The organism is Pseudomonas sp. AAC, assembly GCF_000725445.1.
GTDB lineage: Bacteria > Pseudomonadota > Gammaproteobacteria > Pseudomonadales > Pseudomonadaceae > Pseudomonas > Pseudomonas citronellolis.
Map to the genome: position 1 here is coordinate 1,170,001 of NZ_KL647094.1, position 19,808 is coordinate 1,189,808.

Consider the following 19,808-nt stretch of genomic DNA (forward strand, 5'->3'; position numbering starts at 1 on the left):
TCATCGACCACGCCCTGGCCGCGCCGGTGTCAGCCGCGTGACAGTTCAGGCGTCGTTGCGCTTGCGGAAGGCCCAGCGCCAGGCCAGCAGGGTGAAGCTGGCCACCAGCATCACCAGCAGCCAGAAACCGTGGGGGTTCTCCGCCAGGGGAATGCCGCCGACGTTCATGCCGAAGAAGCCGGCGACTATGTTGATCGGCAGCGCCAGCACCGTGACCACCGTCAGGGTGAACAGGGTGCGGTTGCTCTGTTCGTTGAGCTGCGCGGCGATCTCTTCCTGCAGCAGCTTGATGCGCTCACCCAGGGAGGTGAGGTCGCTGATCACCAGGGAGAATTCCTCGGTGGCCTCGCGCAGGTCGCGCACGTCGGCCTCCTGAAGCCATTCCGGCGGGCGGTTGAGCAGCCGCAGCAGCGAGCCCGGCTCCAGCGCCAGCAGGCGCTGCAGGCGCACCAGCACGCGGCGCATGGCGCCCAGGTCGGCGCGGTTGTCGGAGAGGTTCTGCGACAGCAGGCGGTCCTCGATGCGGTCCACGCCCACGGTGGTCTCGCGGACGATCTGGGTAAGGATGTCGCCCTGGTCGCGCAGCAGATGCACCAGCAGCTCCAGCGGCGAGCGGAAGCACTCGCCGTGCTTGACCGAGGAGCGCAGGCGGTCCACCGAGCGCAGCGGCTGCATGCGCGCGGTCACCAGCAGGCGGCGGCGCGCGCAGACCCACAGGGTGGCCACGTCCGAGGAGACGCTGCCGAAGTTGAACACCACGTCGTTGACCACCGCCAGCAGCGCCGCGTCGACGTGCTCGATGCGCGTGGAGCGCGAGCCCTCGCGCAGGGTCTCGAAGAAGGTTTCGGGCAGCTCCAGGTGGCTCTTCATCCAGCGCTCGCAGGCGGCGTGGGCGAGGTTCAGGTGCAGCCAGACGAAGTCCTCGCCCTCCCCCGGCGCCTCCAGCCAGCGCAGCGCGGCGCTGGAATCCAGTTCCTGGCCGCGCTGCCCGGGGTGGAAGCGGAAGCCGTAGAGCAACCCGAACAGGTCGGAATCCCAGGGGTCCTGGGTGAAACGTTGGTTCATGCGCGCTCGCTGAATGTGGCATCGCCCTGGGCCGGGCCGGCGGCCTTCCTGCTTAGCAGGCCGGCATGACGTTCCGGTGCCAGAACGATGACAGCGCGATGACGAATGCTTCAGCCGAACAGCCCGGCGATGGTCCGCTCGCCCAGCGCCGGCCCCACGCTCATGCCGACGCCGGTGTGCATCAGCACCGCGCTGATGCCCGCCTCCACCTGCAACACCGAGAACGGCGCCGGGCCGCGCGCGCCGTACACGCCCTGCCAGCGCTCGACCACCTCGACGCGCATGCCCAGGGTGTCCTCGGCCAGGTCGAGCAGCAGACGGTCCACCGCTTCGGCGTTGAAGGGCGCGGCATCGCTGCCGTAGTCGTGGGAATCGCCGATGATCAGCTCGCCGTAGGGCGTGGGGCTGATCAGCAGGTGGATGCCGTGGTGCTCCAGCGCCGGCGTCTCGCGGCGGATCTGCTCATGGATCGCCTGGGCCTGCGGCAGGTCGGCGAAGGCACCGTAGTGCACGCAACTCAGCCCGGTCAGCAGCGCGTGGCCCAGGCCCAGGTCGCGCTCGGGGCGGGCGCGGAGCATCTGCAGGCGGCACACCTGCGGCTTCAGCGCGGCCAGTTGCTCGGCCAGCAGGGTCTGGTAGTCGTGGCCGGAGCAGACCAGGATCTGCCCAGCCTGGAAGGTGCCGGCAGTGGTGCGCAGCAGGCCCGGCTCGATGTCGCGCACCAGGGTGGAGAAGTGGAATTCCACCTTCAGCTCACGACGCAGCCAGTCGATCAACGCCGGCAGCGCCTCGCGGGAATACAGCTGCTGGTCGTCGAGGCTGTGCAGGGCCGCACGATGCTTGCTGAAAGCGCCGTCGTAGAGCGCATCCAGGGCCTTGCCGCGGAGCAGTTCGGCGCGGTAGCCGTGCTCCCTGGCGCGGCCGGCGCAGAAGGCTTCCAGCAGGTTTTCCTCGGCCTCGCTGCGGGCGAACAGCAGCGAGCCGTTGCGGCGGATGGCAAAGCCGGCGCGCTCGGCCCATTCGGCCCACAGCGGGCGGCTGGCGCGGGCCAGGTCGAGCATGACGCCCGGCGGCTGGCCGCCGACCAGGGCCTGGCCGAAGTTGCGGATGGAGGCGCCGAGCGGCGTGGCGCTGCGTTCGAAGACGCGCACGCGCAGGCCGCGGCGGGCGGCGGCATAGGCGTGGGACAGGCCGAGGATGCCGGCGCCGATGATGGCGATGTCGGTGTTTTGTTGGGTCATGGGTGGATTCCTGGGATCAAAGAGCCCCTCTCCCCAACCCTCTCCCTGAAGGGAGAGGGGGCTGTTCGGTGCGTGGATCGGCATCGGAGCCCGCCTGGAACCTCAGGATGAACTCGGTGATGGCAACCAGTGCAGAGGAGGGTTCCCTCTCCCTTCAGGGCGGGGCGCGCAGTCGGGGGCTAGGGAGAGGGTGCTCTGCTTCGCGCCTACTGCTGCGCCACCTTCTCCGACTTGCCGTCATAGCGCTTGCGCCATTCGGCCAGGATGGCGTCGCGGTTCTGCGAGGCCCAGGCGAAGTCGTTCTTGATCAGGCGCTGCTCGTAGTCCGCCGGCAGTTCGGTCTGCGGCTTGGCGATGCCCGGCTGGGCGAGCACGGCGAAGTTCTCCTTGTACAGCTCCATGGCCGCCGGGCTTGCGGAGAAGTCGGCGAGTTTCTTCGCCGCATCCAGGTGCTGGGTGCCCTTGACGATGCCGGTGGCTTCGATTTCCCAGCCCAGGCCTTCCTTGGGCAGCATTATGTCCAGCGGCGCGCCCTGGCGCTTGAGCTGCACGGCCGGGTACTCGAAGGAGATGCCGATCGGGAACTCGCCGGCGGCGGCCAGCTTGCACGGCTTGGAGCCGGAGTGGACGTACTGGCCGATGTTCTCGTGCAGGGCGTCCATGTAGGCCCAGCCCTGTTTCTCGCCGAAGGTCTGCAGCCAGGCGGAGACGTCGAGGAAGCCGGTGCCGGAGGACGCCGGGTTGGGCATGACGATCTTGCCCTTGTACTCGGGCCTGGTCAGGTCCTGCCAGCTGATGGGCTTCGACAGGCCCTGTTTCTCGGCTTCCACGCTGTTGAAGCAGATGGTCGCGGCCCACACGTCCATGCCCACCCAGGCCGGCGGGTTGGCCGGGTCGCGGTAGTTCTTGCCGATGGCGGCCAGGTCCTGGGGCGCGTACTTCTCCAGCATGTCCTGCGCATCGAGGATGGCCAGGCTGGAGGCGGCCAGGCCCCAGACCACGTCGGCTTGCGGGCGGTCCTTCTCGGCCAGCAGCTTGGCGGTGACGATGCCGGTGGAGTCGCGCACCCACTTGATCTCGATGTCCGGGTTCTGCTTCTCGAAGGCTTCCTTGTAGGCCTTCAGCTGCTCCGGCTCCAGGGCGGTGTAGACGGTCAGTTCGGTGGCGGCGCTGGCGTGCAGGCTGAAACCGGCGAGCACGGCGGCGGCGAGGGCGAGGCGTTTGAACATGGTGCGCTCCTTCTGTTTATTGGGCCCCCGCGTTCGCGGGGGTGACGCTCAGGTGCAACGTGGGTCGTGGGGAATCAGTGGCCGCTCCGGCGCCAGGCCTGGGACCGGCGCAGCAGGCCGCGCGAGGCCAGGGCCAGGACGAGCGAGGCGGCCGCCGAGGTGAGCAGGATCAGCGTGGACATGGCGGCGGCGCCGCCGACGTTGCCGGCGTCGTCCATGTTCAGCACGGCGACGGCGGCGAGGATGCTGTCCGGGCTGTAGAGGAAGATCGCCGCCGACACCGTGGTCATCGCCGAGACGAACAGGTAGCGGACGATGTCCAGCAGCGCCGGCAGGCAGATCGGCAGGGTCACCTTCAGGTAGTGGCGCCACAGCGGCATCTTCAGCGACAGCGCGGCGGCCTCGAACTCGCCGTCGAGCTGGCGCAGCGCGGTGGTGGCGGTCATCTGCGCAGTGGTCAGGTAGTGCGCGATGGTGCACACCACCAGCAGGGTCATGCTGCCGTAGAGCACGTGCAGCGGGTTGCCCGGCAGGTTGAAGAAGAACACGTAGCCCAGACCCAGGACCAAGCCCGGCACCGCCATGGGCACGAAGCAGAACATGCGCAGCAGCTGGTTCAGCCAGGCCTGCTCGCGGGTCTTCTCGATCAGGTAGGCGCCGGTGAAGATCAGCGCACTGCCGAACAGCGCGGTGCAGCAGGCCAGGGTCAGGCTGTTGCGGTAGGCCAGCCAGCCGCCGCCGGCGGTTTCCTCGAAGGAGTAGTGGCGCAGCGACAACGACAGGTTGTACGGCCAGAACTTCACCAGCGAGGAATACACGGCCATGCCCAGCACGCCGAGGATCACCGCGCTGACCAGCAGCACCAGCGCCAGGTAGGCGCCATCGCGGTGGCGCGAGGGCTTGGGCTGGTAGACCTGGGCGCGGCCGCTCATGGAGTCGCCCTGGCGGCGGCGCAGCCAGGCGTCCACCGCGAAGCTCAACAGCGCCGGCAGCAGCAGGAGCATGCCGATCTGCGCGCCGCGGCCGAACTGCTGCTGGCCGACCACTGCCTTGTAGGCTTCCAGCGCCAGCACCTGGTAGTCGCCGCCGACCACCACGGGCACGCCGAAGTCGGTGATGGTCAGGGTGAACACCAGGCAGAAGGCGGCGAACACGCCCTGCCGCGAGGCCGGCCAGGTGATGCTGCGGAACGCCTTCCAGGGGCTGGCGCCCATGCTCGAGGCGGCGTCGAACAGCCGCGCGTCGGCCAGCGACAGCGCCGAAAGCAGGATCATCAGCGCATGGGGGAAGGTGTAGATGGCCTCGCCCAGGACGATGCCCCAGAAGCCATAGATGTTGTCCGGCACCCAGCTGCGCAGCAGGCCCTGGTTGCCGAACAGGTAGATCAGCGCGATGCCCGGCAGCATCGATGGCGCCAGCAGCGGCAGCAGGGAGATGCCGCGCCACAGGCCCTTGGCCGGGATCAGCGTGCGCTGCAGGGCGTAGGCGAAGCCATAGGCCAGCGGCACCACGATGGCCGCCACGCTCAGCGAGACCTTCAGGCTATTGCCCAGCAGCCAGTGGAAGTTGGCGCTGGCCAGCAGCTCGGCCATGGCCGCCAGGCCGCCGCCCTGCCCTTCGGCGCCGCTGAAGCCGCGCCAGAAGATGGCCAGCAGCGGCAGCAGCACGGCCAGGGCCAACAGGGCGAGCAGCAACAGCTTGCCGCCGAGGATGAACAGGCGGTCGCCGAGGTCGCCGCGCAACTTGCCAGCGGCCAGGGCCGGGTCGAGTTTCACTGCGGCATCCATCTCAGGCGAACACCTGCAGGCTCTGCGGCGGCAGCGAGACCCAGATGTCCGCGCTGCCCAGGCGCGGCATCTGCTCCGGGGCCAGCTCGGCCAGCAGCGCGTGGCCGGGCAGCTCGTGCAGTTCGAAGCTCATGCGGCAGCGGTTGCCGAGGAAGGTGATCTCGCGGACCTGGGCGCGGAACAGGTTCTCCTGGTGCACCACCGGGTTGATGCCGATCGCCTCCGGGCGGCAGAACAGCCGGCCGCGCGTGGCGTTGGCCCGCTCGCCGTGCAGGCGCAGGCTCAGGCCGCCGACCCGCGCCAGGCCGTCGGCGCCGCGCTCGAAGGGCAGCCAGTTGCCCTGGCCGACGAACTCGGCGACGAAGGGCGTGGCCGGGGCGCTGTAGATGTCCTGGGCGGTGCCGTACTGCTCGACCTTGCCGTGGTTCATCACGGCGATGCGGTCGGCCATCAGCATGGCCTCGTCCTGGTTGTGGGTGACCATCAGGGTGGTGATGCCCAGGCTCTTCTGCAACTGGCGCAGCTCGCCGCACAGGTGCTCGCGCACCCGGGCGTCCAGCGCCGACATGGGCTCGTCGAGCAGCAGCAGCGACGGCGCCGGGGCCAGCGCGCGGGCCATGGCCACGCGCTGCTGCTGGCCGCCGGAGAGCTGGCCGGGGTACTTCTTCTCGCTGCCGGCCAGGCCGACCAGTTCGAGCATCTCGCCCACGCGCTTGCGCGCTTCCTCGCGGCTGGCGCCGGTCAGGCCATAGGCGACGTTCTGCTCGACGCTGAGATTGGGGAACAGCGCGTAGGACTGGAACAGGATGCCGTAGTCGCGGGCCTGGGGCGGCAGGCGCGAGACGTCGCGCTCACCGATGTGGATGACGCCGCCGTCCTGGCGCTCCAGCCCGGCGATGCAGCGCAGCAGCGTGGTCTTGCCGCAGCCGGAGGGGCCGAGCAGGCAGACCAGTTCGCCACCCTCGATATCCAGCGAAACGCCGTCGAGGGCGGCGAAGTGGCCGAAGCGCTTGTGCATGTCGCGCACCCGCAGCGGGGTGCCGGTGGAGAGGGAATCGTGCATGGCGGAACCTCTTGCAGCTGGCCCGCGGCGACAGACCGCGGGGCTCGATGGAGGGCCATGCTAGGGAAGGAATGCGAAGGCTCTGTTGCGATGGGTGCAACTGCGCCGATAGAGGTATAGGCAGATTTGCGATGGCGAAAGGCTTTTTACAGGAGCGGGCCCTGCCCGCGATTTCGCGCGCAGGGCGCGCTCCTACAGGGGAATGGCGCGGGTGGCGCGGCGTAGGAGGATCTCATCCGCGAATCGCGCCGGAACGTCCGGCTATCGCGGACAAGGTCCGCGAAAAACCCTAGGCAATTGCAGCTATGGGGCGGGCGCGGTTTCCCGTGCCAGGGCCAGGAAGGCGCTGGTCAGGCGCGCCTGGCGGCGTTCCTTCAGGCAGAACAGGTATTCGTCGATCAGCGGCGCGCCCTGCAGCTCCAGTACCCGCAGTTCGGGGTTATCCGGCACTTCCTGGCGCGAGATGATGCTCACCCCGAGGTTGCGGATCACCGCCTCGCGGATCGACTCGCGGCTGCCGATCTCCAGCATCGAGGCCGGCGTCACCGCGGACTCGCGCAGCAGCTTCTCGGTCAGCTCGCGGGTGGTCGAGCCGGCCTCGCGCATCAGCAGGCAATGGTTGCGCAGCTCGCCCAGGGCCACCGAGCGCTGCGCCGCCAGCGGGTGGCTGCGGTGCACCGCCAGCACCAGCGGGTCGCGGCCGAGCACCAGGTGGATCAGCCGCGCGTCCTCCACCGGCTGCGACGAGGCCGCCAGGTCCACCCGGCATTCGTAGAGGGCCTCCAGCACCTGCTGCGAGTTGCCGATCTCCACCGATACCTCGATCTGCGGGTAGCGTTCGCGGAAGGCCTTGATCAGCCCCAGCACGTAGTAGGGCGAGGTGGCGCCAATGCGCAGGCTGCCCTGCATCTGCCCGCAGTTGCGCAGGAAGAACTCGATATCCGACTCCTGCTGCAGCAGCGCCTGGACCATGGGCAGCAGGCGCGCGCCTTCATCGGTGAGGGTCAGGCGGCGGCCGCCGCGGTAGAACAGCTCCACGGCGTACTGGCCTTCCAGGCTGCGGATCTGCGTGGTCACCGTCGGCTGGCTGAGGCCGAGCTTCTTCGCCGCCTGGGTGATGCTGCCCAGGCGGGCCACCATATAGAAGGCCTTGAGTTCGGCGCTCAGCATCGCTCGGACCGCTCCGGGAAATGGCTCATCGCTTCTCCGTCATCGCCAGACGCCTGGATTCGACTATCGGGTATCGGCGCCAGGCGCAGTGGCAAGAAACCGGGGGCAACGAGGAAACGGCGGGAAGGATGGCGTCCCCAACTGGATTCGAACCAGTATCTAGCCCTTAGGAGGGGCTTATTCTATCCCTTGAACTATGGGGACACGCCTGGGCCCGCGGCGGCTGCCGGGACCGGGTGGGCATGTTAACCAGCGTCGACGCATTTGTCATGCCGCGGCGCGGATTTCGCACCAGCCGAGAAGGCCCGCCTGAACGAACAGCGGCGTCAGCCTGGGTTTGCCGCTGCGCTGAGCCCGGCGTCGTCCAGCAGGGCCAGCAGGCCGCGCACGCTGGTCTCCAGGCTGGCGGAGTTGTCCAGCACCCGCAACGGCGGCGCCAGACCCTCGGCGAAGGCGGCATTGCGCGCCAGGCGCGCCTCGATCTCCGCCAGGGTTTCCCGGCCGCGGGCGACCAGGCGCTGGCGCAGCACCTCGGGGGCGACCTGCAGCAGCACCGCGAGCAGGCCGGGATAGCGCCGCCGCGCTTCCTCCAGGTAGCCGCGCGAACCGTTGACCAGCACGACGCGTCCCTGGGCCAGCCAGTGGTCGATCTGCCGCGGAATGCCGTAGCACAGGCCATTGGCCCGCCAGCTCATGGCGAAGGCGCCCTCGCGCTCCAGGCGCTCGAAGGCCTCGGGGGTCACCGCTTCGGCGTGCTCGCCGCGGGCCTCGGCGGAACGGGTGATCACCCGCCGCACGACCTGCCCGCCCCGCTCGGCCAGCGGCGCCGCCGCGGCCTGGAGCAGGCTGTCCTTGCCCGAGCCCGAAGGCCCCATCAGATAGATCAACTTGCCGCTCATGCTCATCTCTGCACCGCGCCTCCCGGGGCGCGGACGCCGCGTATGATACCCGCCCGCCGGCGCCGCGGAAGCGGGAAAATGGCCGGCCCGGCGCTGCATGGCGAGCCAGGTTGCGACATCATCCGCGCCCCTCGTGAACCATTGCCCGTGCGGGTGGTCGGATGATGGCGCAATGGCGGCCGGGACCTGGGACTTGAGCTAATCTGAGCGAATGGAGCCCATGGGCCGCGCCACCCATCGAAAGAAAGATATGCAGATAGCCTCGCATTTCGGACGATTGGTGCTGGCATTTAGCCTTCATACGACGCAAAATACGTCGCAGAATTGACGTCAAGTAATTGGTCGGCCACCTGATTACTGCCCTTGCGCTGAACGGCCAACGGATTTCGCTGTCATAGGGACTCGAACACAGACCCCCTGGCACCGTTTCCCTGACTTACAGGTTTAATGTATGCGCCCATTGAAACAGGCAACCCCAAGCTACTCCAGTCGCACCGCCGACAAGTTCGTCGTCCGTCTGCCCGAAGGCATGCGCGAGCGTATCGCCGAGGTCGCCCGCAATCACCATCGCAGCATGAACTCGGAAATCATCGCCCGCCTGGAGCAGAGCCTGCTGCAAGAGGGCGCCCTGCAGGACAATCTCGGCATCCGCCTGGACAGCCCCGAGCTGAGCCTGCACGAGCGTGAGCTGCTGCAGCGCTTCCGCCAGCTGACCCACCGCCAGCAGAATGCCCTGATCGCCCTGATCGCCCACGATGCGGAAATGGCCAGCAACGCCTGAGCCCAGCCGCACCGAAGCGCTGTTCGCTTAAACGGAAATGCCGTTTCTCCCATGGGGGAAACGGCATTTTTCATTTCCGCGCCCCATGCCCCGTCCGGCGTGGCCGGTGAATCCGATCGCGGACAAGGTCCGCTCCTACGCCCGTGCCTCCCTGAACCTTAGGCTTGCGCCGAGGTGCTCTTCGTAGGATGGGTTGAGCTTGCGAAACCCATCGAACCCTGATGATGGGTATCGCTTCGCTCAACGCCATCCTACGAAAAGCCGTGCTTCCCGGAACCGTAGGAGCGGACTCTGTCCGCGATCCGGCGCTCAGGAGGTCCTGTGATACGGATGTAGCGAGAGCCCCGATTTCTGCCTGCAAAAAAACCTCCCCCGAAAACGCAAAAACCGCCCGAAGGCGGTTTTTCGCGGCCACTGCGGGCCTACATCAGGAACAACGTGGCCAGGCCCAGGAAGATGAAGAACCCGCCGCTGTCGGTCATGGCGGTGATCATCACGCTGGAGCCCATCGCCGGATCGCGCCCCAGGCGCAGCAGCGTCATCGGAATCAGCACCCCCGCCAGCGCCGCCAGCAGCAGGTTGAGGGTCATGGCCGCGGTCATCACCACACCCAGCTCCCAGTTGCCGTACAGGTAGAAGGCCACCACGCCTATCACCCCGCCCCACACCAGGCCGTTGACCAGCGCCACGCCCAGCTCCTTGCGCAGCAGGCGCGTGGCGTTGCTGGTCTGGATCTGGTCCAGGGCGATGGCGCGGACGATCATGGTGATGGTCTGGTTACCCGAGTTGCCGCCGATGCCGGCGACGATGGGCATCAGCGCGGCCAGCGCCACCAGCTTCTCGATGGAGCCTTCGAACAGGCCGATCACCCGCGAGGCGACGAAGGCGGTGATCAGGTTGGTGGCCAGCCAGGTCCAGCGGTTGCGCACCGACTTCCACACCGAGGCGAAGATGTCTTCCTCCTCGCGCAGACCGGCCATGTTCAGCACTTCGGTCTCGCTCTCCTCGCGGATGAGGTCGACCATCTCGTCGATGGTCAGGCGGCCGATCAGCTTGCCGTTCTTGTCCACCACCGGGGCGGAGATCAGGTCGTAGCGCTCGAACGCCTGGGCGGCGTCGTAGCCGTCCTCGTCGGGCTGGAAGGTCACCGGGTCGGTGGCCATGACCTCGGCCACCTGCTTGTCCGGGTCGTTGACCAGCAGGCGCTTGATCGGCAGCACGCCCTTGAGCAGGCCGTCGTAGTCGACCACGAACAGCTTGTCGGTATGCCCCGGCAACTCCTTCAGGCGGCGCAGGTAGCGCAGCACCACTTCCAGGCTGACGTCGTCGCGGATGGTGACCATCTCGAAGTCCATCAGCGCGCCGACTTCGTCTTCCTCGTAGGACAACGCCGAGCGCACGCGCTCGCGCTGCTGCGCATCGAGGGTTTCCATCAGCTCGTGGACGACGTCGCGCGGCAGTTCCGGCGCCAGGTCGGCGAGTTCGTCGGCGTCCATCTCCTTGGCCGCGGCGAGGATCTCGTGATCGTCCATGTCGGCGATCAGCGTCTCGCGGACGGCGTCGGATACTTCCAGGAGGATGTCGCCGTCGCGCTCGGCCTTGACCAGCTGCCAGACCGTCAGGCGGTCGCCCAGCGGCAGCGATTCGAGGATGTGGGCGATGTCGGCGGGGTGCAGGTCATCGAGCTTGCGCTGCAGCTCGGCGAGGTTCTGCCGGTGTACCAGGTTCTCGACGAGGTCCTGGTGCTGGCCCTCCTGGCGGTGCGCCAGGTCTTCGACCAGCTTGTGCTTGTTCAGCAGCTCGACCACCTGGTTCAGGCGGTCCTGCAGGCTTTCCTGCGGCTTCTTGGCTTCTACTTCGGTCATAGCACGCTCCACCCCCAGCGGCGGAGCGCGCACGGGGGCTTAAAACATCAGGTCGTGTTGAGGCAATCGGGGTTCTGGGTAACTACTGGGTAAGTCCATGGTGGTGTGCCCACGCGCCCATATCGGGCAGATAGGAGAAATGATAACACTCCGGAGCCTGTTCAGCGTTACAAAATAGCGGCTAGAACAATCGCTTGCGGCACAAAGTTGAGGGTTACTTCACTGGCTATCACAGACGCCGGAAAAACCTGTCGAGACACCCGGAAATTTCGCGGAGGCCAGGCGGGATAGGCTGCATGCAACCCTGTCACGGAGGATCGGAGATGCGCCTTTCGCCCCTGCACTGCCTGCTGCTCCCGCTGCTCGCCCTCATGCCAATGGACAATCCCGCCGCCACGCCGTTCCGCTGCGAGGCCGCCGATGGCCGTGTCAGCTTCCACCAGCATGGCTGCCCGCCGGGCCAGGCGCAAAGCCGGCAGCGCGCGCACAACCCGACGCCGGGCAGCGGCAGGCCGGTGCCCCTCGCCCGCCCTTCCCAGGAGAGCCGGCGCACGCCATCCGACACCCCGCTGGTGGTGGTCGGCGAGCGCCAGGATGGCTGCGGCAACCGCCTCGACGAGCGCGAAAGACGCACCGCGATCCTGCAGAAACGCATCCGCACCGGCATGACCCGCGCGGACGTGGAAAGCGCCTTCGGCCGCCCGGACCGGATCAGCCAGTTGGATGACCGGCAGCGCTACCACTACGACGCCAGGCCCGGCCAGGGCCGGCGCACGGTGACCTTCGACGAGCTCGGCTGCGTGCAGGGCAAGGCGACGCGCAAGCGGCGCTGAGCCCGGCCGACTTGGAAAAATGCGGACAAAGAAAAAGGGCCTGCATTGCTGCAGGCCCTTTCGGTGTATGGCGCACTCAGGAGGATTCGAACCTCCGACCGCTCGGTTCGTAGCCGAGTACTCTATCCAGCTGAGCTATGAGTGCGCTGGTTGGTGCAGTTTAGCCAGGTTCACCAACTGGTGCAGCTTCTCGGGCCGAGGCCTTTTGTCACTGCTGGCGTCCGCTTTCGCGTACCGCCTGTGTAGTGGCGCACTCAGGAGGATTCGAACCTCCGACCGCTCGGTTCGTAGCCGAGTACTCTATCCAGCTGAGCTATGAGTGCGCTGATGGGGCGCAAATTCTAGTCCGAACATTCAGACGTGTCAAACAGATTTTTCAATCTTTTCAGTAGCTTAGCTACCTGACTCGTCATTCGCACCAGGACGTGCAAATGGCGGAGAGGGGGGGATTCGAACCCCCGACACCCTTTTGAGGTGTACTCCCTTAGCAGGGGAGCGCCTTCGGCCACTCGGCCACCTCTCCGCAACACGGGGCGCATGATATCCATGTTTTCCCCGTTTGCAAAGAATTTTTTATAGAAAAATTAATGGTTTGGTTCTTGGTCTTTCTCTTTCTGGATGCGCTGGTAGATCTCTTCGCGGTGAACAGCGACTTCCTTCGGCGCGTTCACGCCAATGCGCACCTGATTTCCCTTGACGCCCAGCACAGTCACAGTGACGTCATCACCAACCATCAGGGTCTCTCCGACCCGGCGAGTCAGAATCAGCATTCCTTTCTCCTTTCGTGTTTCGGATAAGCAGTCTGCAAAAAAAGAAATGGCGGCAGAGCCACTGAATATCAAGTGTGTGCTCCTTCACCCAAGTATTGACCAGTCCGCGCGGAATGAAAGTTCCGGCGGCCCGGTCAAAAACGACAAAAGGCGCGGGATGAGCCGCGCCTTTTGCATGATGCCCTCTTACTCGCCCTGGCGGGCCGGGGCATCCAGCTCGAAGGCAGTGTGCAAGGCGCGCACCGCGAGCTCCAGGTATTTTTCCTCGATGACCACGGACACCTTGATTTCCGAGGTGGAGATCATCTGGATGTTGATGCTCTCCTTGGCCAGCGCCTCGAACATGCGGCTGGCGACGCCGGCGTGGGAACGCATACCGACACCGACGATGGAGACCTTGGCGATGTTGGTGTCGCCGGTGGCTTCGCGCGCGCCGATGTTGGCGGCGGTCTGCTTGAGGATTTCCAGGGCGGCCAGGTAGTCGTTGCGGTGCACGGTGAAGGTGAAGTCGGTGGTGTTATCGTGCGAGACGTTCTGCACGATCATGTCGACTTCGATGTTCGCGGCACTGATCGGCCCGAGGATCTTGAAGGCCACCCCGGGGGTATCCGGTACGCCACGGATGGTCAGCTTGGCTTCGTCGCGGTTGAAGGCGATGCCGGAGATGATCGGCTGTTCCATGGATTCCTCTTCATCAAGGGTAATGAGGGTGCCCGGACCCTCCTGGAAGCTGTGCAGCACGCGCAGCGGAACATTGTACTTGCCGGCGAACTCCACCGAGCGGATCTGCAGCACCTTGGAGCCGAGGCTGGCCATTTCCAGCATTTCCTCGAAGGTGATCTTGTCCAGTCGGCGGGCCTGCGGCACTACGCGCGGGTCGGTGGTGTAGACGCCATCGACGTCGGTATAGATCTGGCACTCGTCGGCCTTCAGCGCCGCGGCCAGGGCCACGCCGGTGGTGTCGGAGCCGCCGCGGCCGAGGGTGGTGATGCTGCCGTGCTCGTCCACGCCCTGGAAGCCGGCGACCACGACCACGCGGCCGGCCTTGAGGTCGGCGCGGATGTTGGCGTCGTCGATGCTCAGGATACGCGCCTTGGTGTGCGCGCTGTCGGTCAGGATGCGCACCTGGTTGCCGGTGTAGGAAACCGCCGGCACGCCGCGCTTGATCAGGGCCATGCTCAGCAGGGCGATGGTCACCTGCTCGCCGGTGGAGACCATGACGTCCAGTTCGCGCGGAACCGGTTGGTCCATGATCTGCTTGGCCAGGCCGATCAGGCGGTTGGTCTCGCCGCTCATGGCGGAAACCACCACCACGATATCGTCACCCGCCTCGCGGAATTTCTTCACCTTCTCGGCTACCTGCTCGATACGCTCGACGGTGCCGACGGAGGTCCCTCCAAACTTCTGTACGATCAAAGCCATTTCAAAAGCCGCCTGATTCCTGAAGGGCGCCCATTAGACAGACATCGCTGCCCATTGCCAAGGCCCGCCGGGCGCGCCGCGGGCCTGGCCTTGCCGGTGCTTACCGGCCCTGTTCGACGAAGGCCTTGGCCAGGGCCAGGGCCTCGTCCAGCTTGCCGGCGTCGGTGCCGCCGCCCTGGGCCATGTCCGGGCGACCGCCGCCCTTGCCGCCCACGGCTGCCGCGGCCTGCTTCATCAGGTCGCCGGCCTTGAGTTTGGCGGTCAGGTCCTGGGTCACCCCGGCGACCAGCACCACTTTCTCCTCGAACACGCCGCCGAGCAGGATCACGCCGCTGCCCAGCTTGTTCTTCAGCTGGTCGACCAGCGCCAGCAGCGCCTTGCCGTCCAGGCCGTCGAGACGCGCGGCCAGCACTTTCACGCCCGCCACGTCCACGGCCGAGCCGGCCAGGTCGTCACCGGCGGCGCTGGCGGCCTTGGCCTTGAGCTGCTCCAGCTCCTTCTCCAACTGGCGGTTGCGCTCCAGCAGGCCGGCGAGCTTGTCCAGCAGGTTGTCGCGGCTGCCCTTGACCAGGCCGGCCGCTTCCTTGAGCTGCTCTTCGGCGCCGTTGAGGTAGGCCAGCGCAGCCGCGCCGGTCACCGCCTCGATGCGGCGCACGCCGGCGGCCACGCCGCCTTCGCTGGTGATCTTGAACAGGCCGATGTCGCCGGTGCGGCCGACGTGGGTGCCGCCGCACAGTTCGACGGAGAAGCCGCCGCCCATGGTCAGCACGCGCACCTGGTCGCCGTACTTCTCGCCGAACAGCGCCATGGCGCCCTTGGCCTTGGCGGTGTCGATGTCGGTCTCTTCGGTTTCCACGACGCTGTTGGCGCGGATCTCGCGGTTGACGATGTCTTCCAGCTGCTTCAGTTGCTCGGGCTTGATGGCCTCGAAGTGGCTGAAGTCGAAGCGCAGGCGCTGGCTGTCCACCAGCGAGCCCTTCTGCTGCACGTGCTCGCCCAGCACCTGGCGCAGCGCGGCGTGCAGCAGGTGGGTGGCGGAGTGGTTCAGCGCGGTGGCCTGGCGCACGCGGGCATCGACCTCGGCCTTGACCGCGGCGCCGACGCTCAGGCTGCCCTGGGCGACGATGCCGTGGTGCAGGTGGGCGCCGCCGGCCTTGGTGGTGTCGCGCACGTCGAAACGCACGCCGGCGCCGGAGAGGGTGCCGCAGTCGCCGACCTGGCCGCCGGATTCGGCGTAGAACGGCGTCTGGTCGAGGACGACCACGCCCTCCTCGCCTTCAGCGAGCTTCTCGACGGCCTTGCCGTCCTTGAACAGCGCGATGATCTGGCCGGCGCCGGACACGCCCTGGTAGCCCAGGAAGCGGGTGTCGCCGTCGACCTTGACCAGGGCGTTGTAGTCCATGCCGAAGGCGCTGGCGGAGCGGGCGCGCTCGCGCTGGGCCTCCATCTCGCGCTCGAAGCCTTCCTCGTCGAGGGTCAGGCTGCGCTCGCGGGCGATGTCGTTGGTCAGGTCCACCGGGAAGCCGTAGGTGTCGTACAGCTTGAACACCACGTTGCCGGGGATGACGCTGCCTTTCAGCTCGTTCAGGTCCTGTTCGAGGATCTTCAGGCCCTGCTCCAGGGTCTTGGCGAACTGCTCTTCCTCGGTCTTGAGCACGCGCTCGATGTGCGCCTGCTGCTGCTTCAGCTCGGGGAAGGCCTCGCCCATCTCGGCCACCAGGGCGGCGACGATCTTGTGGAAGAAGCAGCCCTTGGCGCCCAGCTTGTTGCCGTGGCGGCAGGCGCGGCGGATGATGCGGCGCAGCACGTAGCCGCGGCCCTCGTTGGACGGCAGCACGCCGTCGGCGATGAGGAAGCTGCAGGAACGGATGTGGTCGGCCACAACCTTCAGCGACGGCGCGTCGTCGTTGGCGCAGCCGATGGCCTCGGCGGAGGCTTTGAGCAGGCTCTGGAACAGGTCGATCTCGTAGTTCGAGTGGACGTGCTGCAGCACGGCGCTGATGCGCTCCAGGCCCATGCCGGTGTCCACGCTCGGCGCCGGCAGCGGGTGCATGACGCCGTCCGCGGTGCGGTTGAACTGCATGAACACGTTGTTCCAGATCTCGATGTAGCGGTCGCCGTCCTCTTCCGGGGAGCCGGGCGGGCCGCCCCAGATGTCGGCGCCGTGGTCGTAGAAGATCTCGGTGCAGGGGCCGCAGGGGCCGGTGTCGCCCATGGCCCAGAAGTTGTCGGAGGCGTAGGGGGCGCCCTTGTTGTCGCCGATGCGCACCATGCGCTCGGCGGGCACGCCGACTTCCTGGGTCCAGATGTCGTAGGCCTCGTCATCGCTGGCGTAGACGGTGACCCAGAGCTTGTCCTTGGGCAGGTTCAGCCACTTGTCCGAGGTGAGGAATTCCCAGGCGTAGTGGATGGCGTCGCGCTTGAAGTAGTCGCCGAAGCTGAAGTTGCCCAGCATTTCGAAGAAGGTGTGGTGGCGCGCGGTGTAGCCGACGTTTTCCAGGTCGTTGTGCTTGCCGCCGGCGCGGACGCACTTCTGGCTGGTGGTGGCGCGGGTGTAGGCGCGCTTTTCCAGGCCGAGGAAGCAGTCCTTGAACTGGTTCATGCCGGCGTTGGTGAACAGCAGGGTCGGGTCGTTCGCCGGAATCAGCGAACTGGACGCTACGCGGGTGTGCCCCTTCTCTTCGAAGAAGCGGAGGAAGGCTTCACGGATTTCAGCGCTTTTCATAGGTTCTTCCACGGAAAAATGCGGCCACGAATCGCCGGCAAAGGGCCGCATTATATCGGCCCTGCGCACCGGGTACAGTGTGTTTCTACGATAGATGGCAGCTATTGCGCCTCTATCCTAGTCAGTCGCGACGAAAGGCGGCGAAAGCCTCGACGATACGGGGAATGTCCGCGGTTTTCACGTCCAGATGAGTAACCAGGCGCAGGCGCGGGGCGGCGCTGACGCGGATGCCGCGCTCGCCGAGGAAGTCGCGCAGGGCCGCGGCACGCTCGCCGAGGTCGACGTAGACCATGTTGGTCTGCACCGGCTCGACGGCGTAGCCCAGGTCCGCCAGGCCGCGGCCGAGGGTTTCGGCGTTGACGTGGTCCTCGGCCAGGCGCTGCACCTGATGGTCCAGCGCGTACAGCCCGGCCGCCGCGAGCCCGCCGGCCTGGCGCATGCCGCCGCCGACCATCTTGCGCAGGCGCCGGGCCTTGCCGATCAGCCCGGCGCTGCCGCACAGCACCGAGCCCACCGGCGCGCCCAGGCCCTTGGACAGGCACACCGAGACGGAATCGAAGTGGCGGGTGATCTCGCCGGCGTCCACGCCCAGCTTGACCGCGGCGTTGTACAGGCGCGCGCCGTCCAGGTGCAGGGCCAGGCCGCGGCGCTGCGTCAGCTCGCGGGCGGCGGCCAGGTAGGCCAGCGGCAGGACCTTGCCCTGCATGGTGTTTTCCAGCGCCAACAGGCGGGTGCGGGCGAAGTGGAAGTCGTCCTGCTTGATGGCCGCCTCGACCTTGGCCAGGTCCAGCGAGCCGTCGGCCTCGCCCTCGATGGGCTGCGGCTGGATGGAGCCGAGCACCGCGGCGCCGCCGCCTTCGTATTTATAGGTGTGGGCCTGCTGGCCGACGATGTATTCGTCGCCGCGTTCGCAATGGGCCATCAGCCCGAGCAGGTTGCTCATGGTGCCGCTGGGCACGAAGAGCCCGGCCTCGAAACCCAGGCGCTCGGCCAGGGAGGCCTCCAGGCGGTTGACGGTGGGGTCCTCGCCATACACGTCGTCGCCCAGCTTGGCCCGGGCCATGGCCTCGCGCATCCCGGCGCTGGGCAGGGTGACGGTGTCGCTGCGAAGGTCGATGACGGACATGACGGGGCTCCTGGGACGCGGGGAAAGAGCCCGATGCTATGTGCTTGGCTGCCTGGGGACAAGGCTTGGAAGGCGGCTATTCGCGGCAGGGGAATGGCGTGGGTGGAACAGAGTAGGAGCGGATCTTATCCGCGAATCGCGCCGGAACGTCCGGCTATCGCGGACAAGGTCCGCTCCTACGATGGGAGGAATACCGTGCCTCCCGGCAACCTGTAGGAGCGGGCCCTACCCGCGATTTCGCGCGCAGGGCGCGCTCCTACAGGGGAATGGCGTGGGTGGGGCGGCGTAGGAGCGGATCTCATCCGCGAATCGCGCCGGGACGTCCGGCTATCGCGGACAAGGTCCGCTCCTACGGGGGGAGGAATACCGTGCCTCCCGGCAACCTGTAATTGGATGGACTCACCCTCACCGAGGCGTCGAGGCGCCACGATGGCGGTCTAAGAAGCCACCGACAGTGAGGGTGAGTCCATGAAAAAGCATACGACGATGAATAAGCCGGTGTCTGCAACCGATGTATCGGTGTGCACGACAGTCGCCGTGGATCTGGCGAAAAAGGTCTTCCAGGTGGCGGGGGAAGACGCCCAGGGTCAACTGGCATACGAACAGCGAATCAAGTCGCGTGAAGCGTTTCAGGTGTTTCTGCAGAAGCTGCCGGAGGGCGTGACGGTGCTGATGGAAACCGGCCCTGGAGCACAGGCCTGGGCCCGGCTGCTGCAGGCGCAGGGCAACCCGGTGCGTATCCTGCCGGCCCAGCGGGTGGCCGAGCACCGGAGCGGAGCGAAGAATGATCGCAATGATGCCCACGCCATTCTGCGGGCGGGCCGGGATAGCAGTATTGCGTCGGTGCCGGTGAAGAGCGTCGCGGCACTGGCGATGCAGGCCTGGCACCGTGTCCGGCGGGGCTATGTGCGGCGGCGCACCGCCATGGGTAATCAGATCCGCGGGCTGCTGCTGGAGCAGGGTATCGCCCTGGCGCAGGGGGATGTGGGCTTGAAGCAAGGTGTCACCCGGGTGCTGGAAGACGCTAGACAGCCGTTGCCGGCGCTGCTGCGCGAGCTGATCGACGAGATGCTGAACGAATGGAAACGGCTGGGCGAGCGTATCGCCGCGCTGACCGGGCGTCTGGAAGCCTGTGCCGCCGCCGACCCGACAGCCAAACGGCTGATGACGGTACGTGGTATCGGTCCGATCACGGCTACGGCCTTGCTGGCCAAACAGGTCGAGCCGGAACGTTTCGCCAATGCGCGTCAGTTCGCTGCCTACTTCGGCATCGTGCCCGACCAGCACAGCAGCGGGCAGAAGGTAAGGCTGGGCAAGATGACCAAACGTGGCGACGCCTATGTGCGCAGCCTGATGGTCGTAGGCTCGCATGCGGTGTTGAAGCAACTGCGGCCCGATTCCGAACACCCGGATGATCGGCGCCTGCAGCGCTGGCTACAACGTCTGGGGCGCAAGGGCGCGGCAGTGCGACTGGCCAACCGCAACCTGCGTATCGCCTGGGTGCTGCTGTGCAGCGAACAAACCTACCAGCGCAAGCCGAATGCTTGCCGGGAGATGGAAATGAGCCACTGATCAACGAGTTCCCGCCAACGGGGCGCCAAGTCGCTCCAACCCTTGCTGAAGAACATTGACCCCTGGTCAGACCGTCGCGGATCGATGCCTACGCTCCTACCGGCCTTCGAGGCCTCTTTGTAATCGGCATTCCGCGGGCTTACCCAATGTTGGCCAGAAGCCCGACGTGGCTTCCTCGAACAGGCCTAATACATAGATGCAGTCGGGTTTTCATGTTCAAAAGCGGGTTGACGGTGGGGGTGAGTCCATACATAGGAGCG

The 19,808-nt window shown here is 66.7% G+C and carries 15 protein-coding genes and 4 tRNA genes; 3 read left to right on the top strand and 16 right to left on the bottom strand.

Features of this window, described 5'->3' with window-relative positions:
- Window positions 1-45: 45 nt before the first annotated feature.
- The 8 genes from FG99_RS04980 to phnN all read right to left on the bottom strand — a co-directional run bounded on the left by FG99_RS04980 (window position 46) and on the right by phnN (window position 8,454).
- The gene (locus FG99_RS04980; protein WP_043267678.1) at window positions 46-1,065 is read right to left on the bottom strand and encodes a transporter; all 1,020 of its coding nucleotides are present in this window, start codon (window positions 1,063-1,065) and stop codon (window positions 46-48) included.
- 110 nt (window positions 1,066-1,175) lie between these two features.
- Window positions 1,176-2,306, bottom strand: coding sequence for a TIGR03364 family FAD-dependent oxidoreductase (locus tag FG99_RS04985; protein WP_043267680.1), 1,131 nt, complete (start codon window positions 2,304-2,306; stop codon window positions 1,176-1,178).
- Window positions 2,307-2,512: 206 nt separating this feature from the next.
- Complete coding sequence (locus tag FG99_RS04990) at window positions 2,513-3,535, bottom strand: putative 2-aminoethylphosphonate ABC transporter substrate-binding protein (protein ID WP_043267682.1); 1,023 nt, start codon at window positions 3,533-3,535, stop codon at window positions 2,513-2,515.
- A gap of 74 nt (window positions 3,536-3,609) precedes the next feature.
- On the bottom strand, window positions 3,610-5,322 hold the full coding sequence (locus tag FG99_RS04995) for a putative 2-aminoethylphosphonate ABC transporter permease subunit (protein WP_043267684.1): 1,713 nt from the start codon (window positions 5,320-5,322) through the stop codon (window positions 3,610-3,612).
- Between the two features lies 1 nt (window position 5,323).
- Complete coding sequence (locus tag FG99_RS05000) at window positions 5,324-6,385, bottom strand: putative 2-aminoethylphosphonate ABC transporter ATP-binding protein (RefSeq protein WP_043267686.1); 1,062 nt, start codon at window positions 6,383-6,385, stop codon at window positions 5,324-5,326.
- A 303-nt stretch (window positions 6,386-6,688) separates the two neighbouring features.
- Window positions 6,689-7,555: a LysR substrate-binding domain-containing protein gene (locus tag FG99_RS05005; RefSeq protein ID WP_043267688.1), complete on the bottom strand. Its 867-nt coding sequence runs from the start codon at window positions 7,553-7,555 to the stop codon at window positions 6,689-6,691.
- Between the two features lie 129 nt (window positions 7,556-7,684).
- Window positions 7,685-7,759 (bottom strand) — tRNA-Arg (locus FG99_RS05010).
- A 122-nt stretch (window positions 7,760-7,881) separates the two neighbouring features.
- Window positions 7,882-8,454, bottom strand: a complete 573-nt coding sequence (phnN, locus tag FG99_RS05015) for a phosphonate metabolism protein/1,5-bisphosphokinase (PRPP-forming) PhnN (RefSeq protein WP_043267989.1) — start codon at window positions 8,452-8,454, stop codon at window positions 7,882-7,884.
- A gap of 451 nt (window positions 8,455-8,905) precedes the next feature.
- Between phnN and amrZ the strand changes: the two genes are divergently transcribed.
- Window positions 8,906-9,235: a transcriptional regulator AmrZ gene (gene amrZ / locus FG99_RS05020; protein WP_009620783.1), complete on the top strand. Its 330-nt coding sequence runs from the start codon at window positions 8,906-8,908 to the stop codon at window positions 9,233-9,235.
- Between the two features lie 422 nt (window positions 9,236-9,657).
- On the opposite strand, the gene mgtE is transcribed toward amrZ, so the two are convergent.
- Entirely contained in the window at window positions 9,658-11,100 is a 1,443-nt protein-coding gene (mgtE, locus tag FG99_RS05025; protein ID WP_009620782.1) for a magnesium transporter, read from the bottom strand.
- 323 nt (window positions 11,101-11,423) lie between these two features.
- Here mgtE and bamE point away from each other — a divergent pair, with 323 nt between their 5' ends.
- Complete coding sequence (gene bamE, locus FG99_RS05030) at window positions 11,424-11,933, top strand: outer membrane protein assembly factor BamE domain-containing protein (RefSeq protein WP_043267690.1); 510 nt, start codon at window positions 11,424-11,426, stop codon at window positions 11,931-11,933.
- A 68-nt stretch (window positions 11,934-12,001) separates the two neighbouring features.
- On the opposite strand, the gene FG99_RS05035 is transcribed toward bamE, so the two are convergent.
- The 7 genes from FG99_RS05035 to ltaE form a co-directional block, all read right to left on the bottom strand.
- Window positions 12,002-12,078: transfer RNA gene (locus FG99_RS05035), tRNA-Arg, on the bottom strand.
- A gap of 101 nt (window positions 12,079-12,179) precedes the next feature.
- Window positions 12,180-12,256, bottom strand: a tRNA-Arg gene (locus FG99_RS05040).
- A gap of 109 nt (window positions 12,257-12,365) precedes the next feature.
- A tRNA-Ser gene (locus FG99_RS05045) sits at window positions 12,366-12,456 on the bottom strand.
- Between the two features lie 61 nt (window positions 12,457-12,517).
- The gene (gene csrA, locus FG99_RS05050) at window positions 12,518-12,703 is read right to left on the bottom strand and encodes a carbon storage regulator CsrA (protein ID WP_003085981.1); all 186 of its coding nucleotides are present in this window, start codon (window positions 12,701-12,703) and stop codon (window positions 12,518-12,520) included.
- A gap of 186 nt (window positions 12,704-12,889) precedes the next feature.
- Window positions 12,890-14,125, bottom strand: a complete 1,236-nt coding sequence (locus FG99_RS05055; RefSeq protein WP_009620772.1) for an aspartate kinase — start codon at window positions 14,123-14,125, stop codon at window positions 12,890-12,892.
- A gap of 100 nt (window positions 14,126-14,225) precedes the next feature.
- On the bottom strand, window positions 14,226-16,850 hold the full coding sequence (gene alaS / locus FG99_RS05060) for an alanine--tRNA ligase (RefSeq protein WP_043267692.1): 2,625 nt from the start codon (window positions 16,848-16,850) through the stop codon (window positions 14,226-14,228).
- Between the two features lie 121 nt (window positions 16,851-16,971).
- Window positions 16,972-17,976 (bottom strand): low-specificity L-threonine aldolase, encoded by a 1,005-nt coding sequence (ltaE, locus tag FG99_RS05065; RefSeq protein ID WP_043267694.1) that lies wholly within the window; start codon window positions 17,974-17,976, stop codon window positions 16,972-16,974.
- Window positions 17,977-18,462: 486 nt separating this feature from the next.
- Here ltaE and FG99_RS05070 point away from each other — a divergent pair, with 486 nt between their 5' ends.
- On the top strand, window positions 18,463-19,548 hold the full coding sequence (locus FG99_RS05070; protein WP_081884575.1) for an IS110 family RNA-guided transposase: 1,086 nt from the start codon (window positions 18,463-18,465) through the stop codon (window positions 19,546-19,548).
- The last annotated feature ends 260 nt before the right edge of the window (window positions 19,549-19,808 follow it).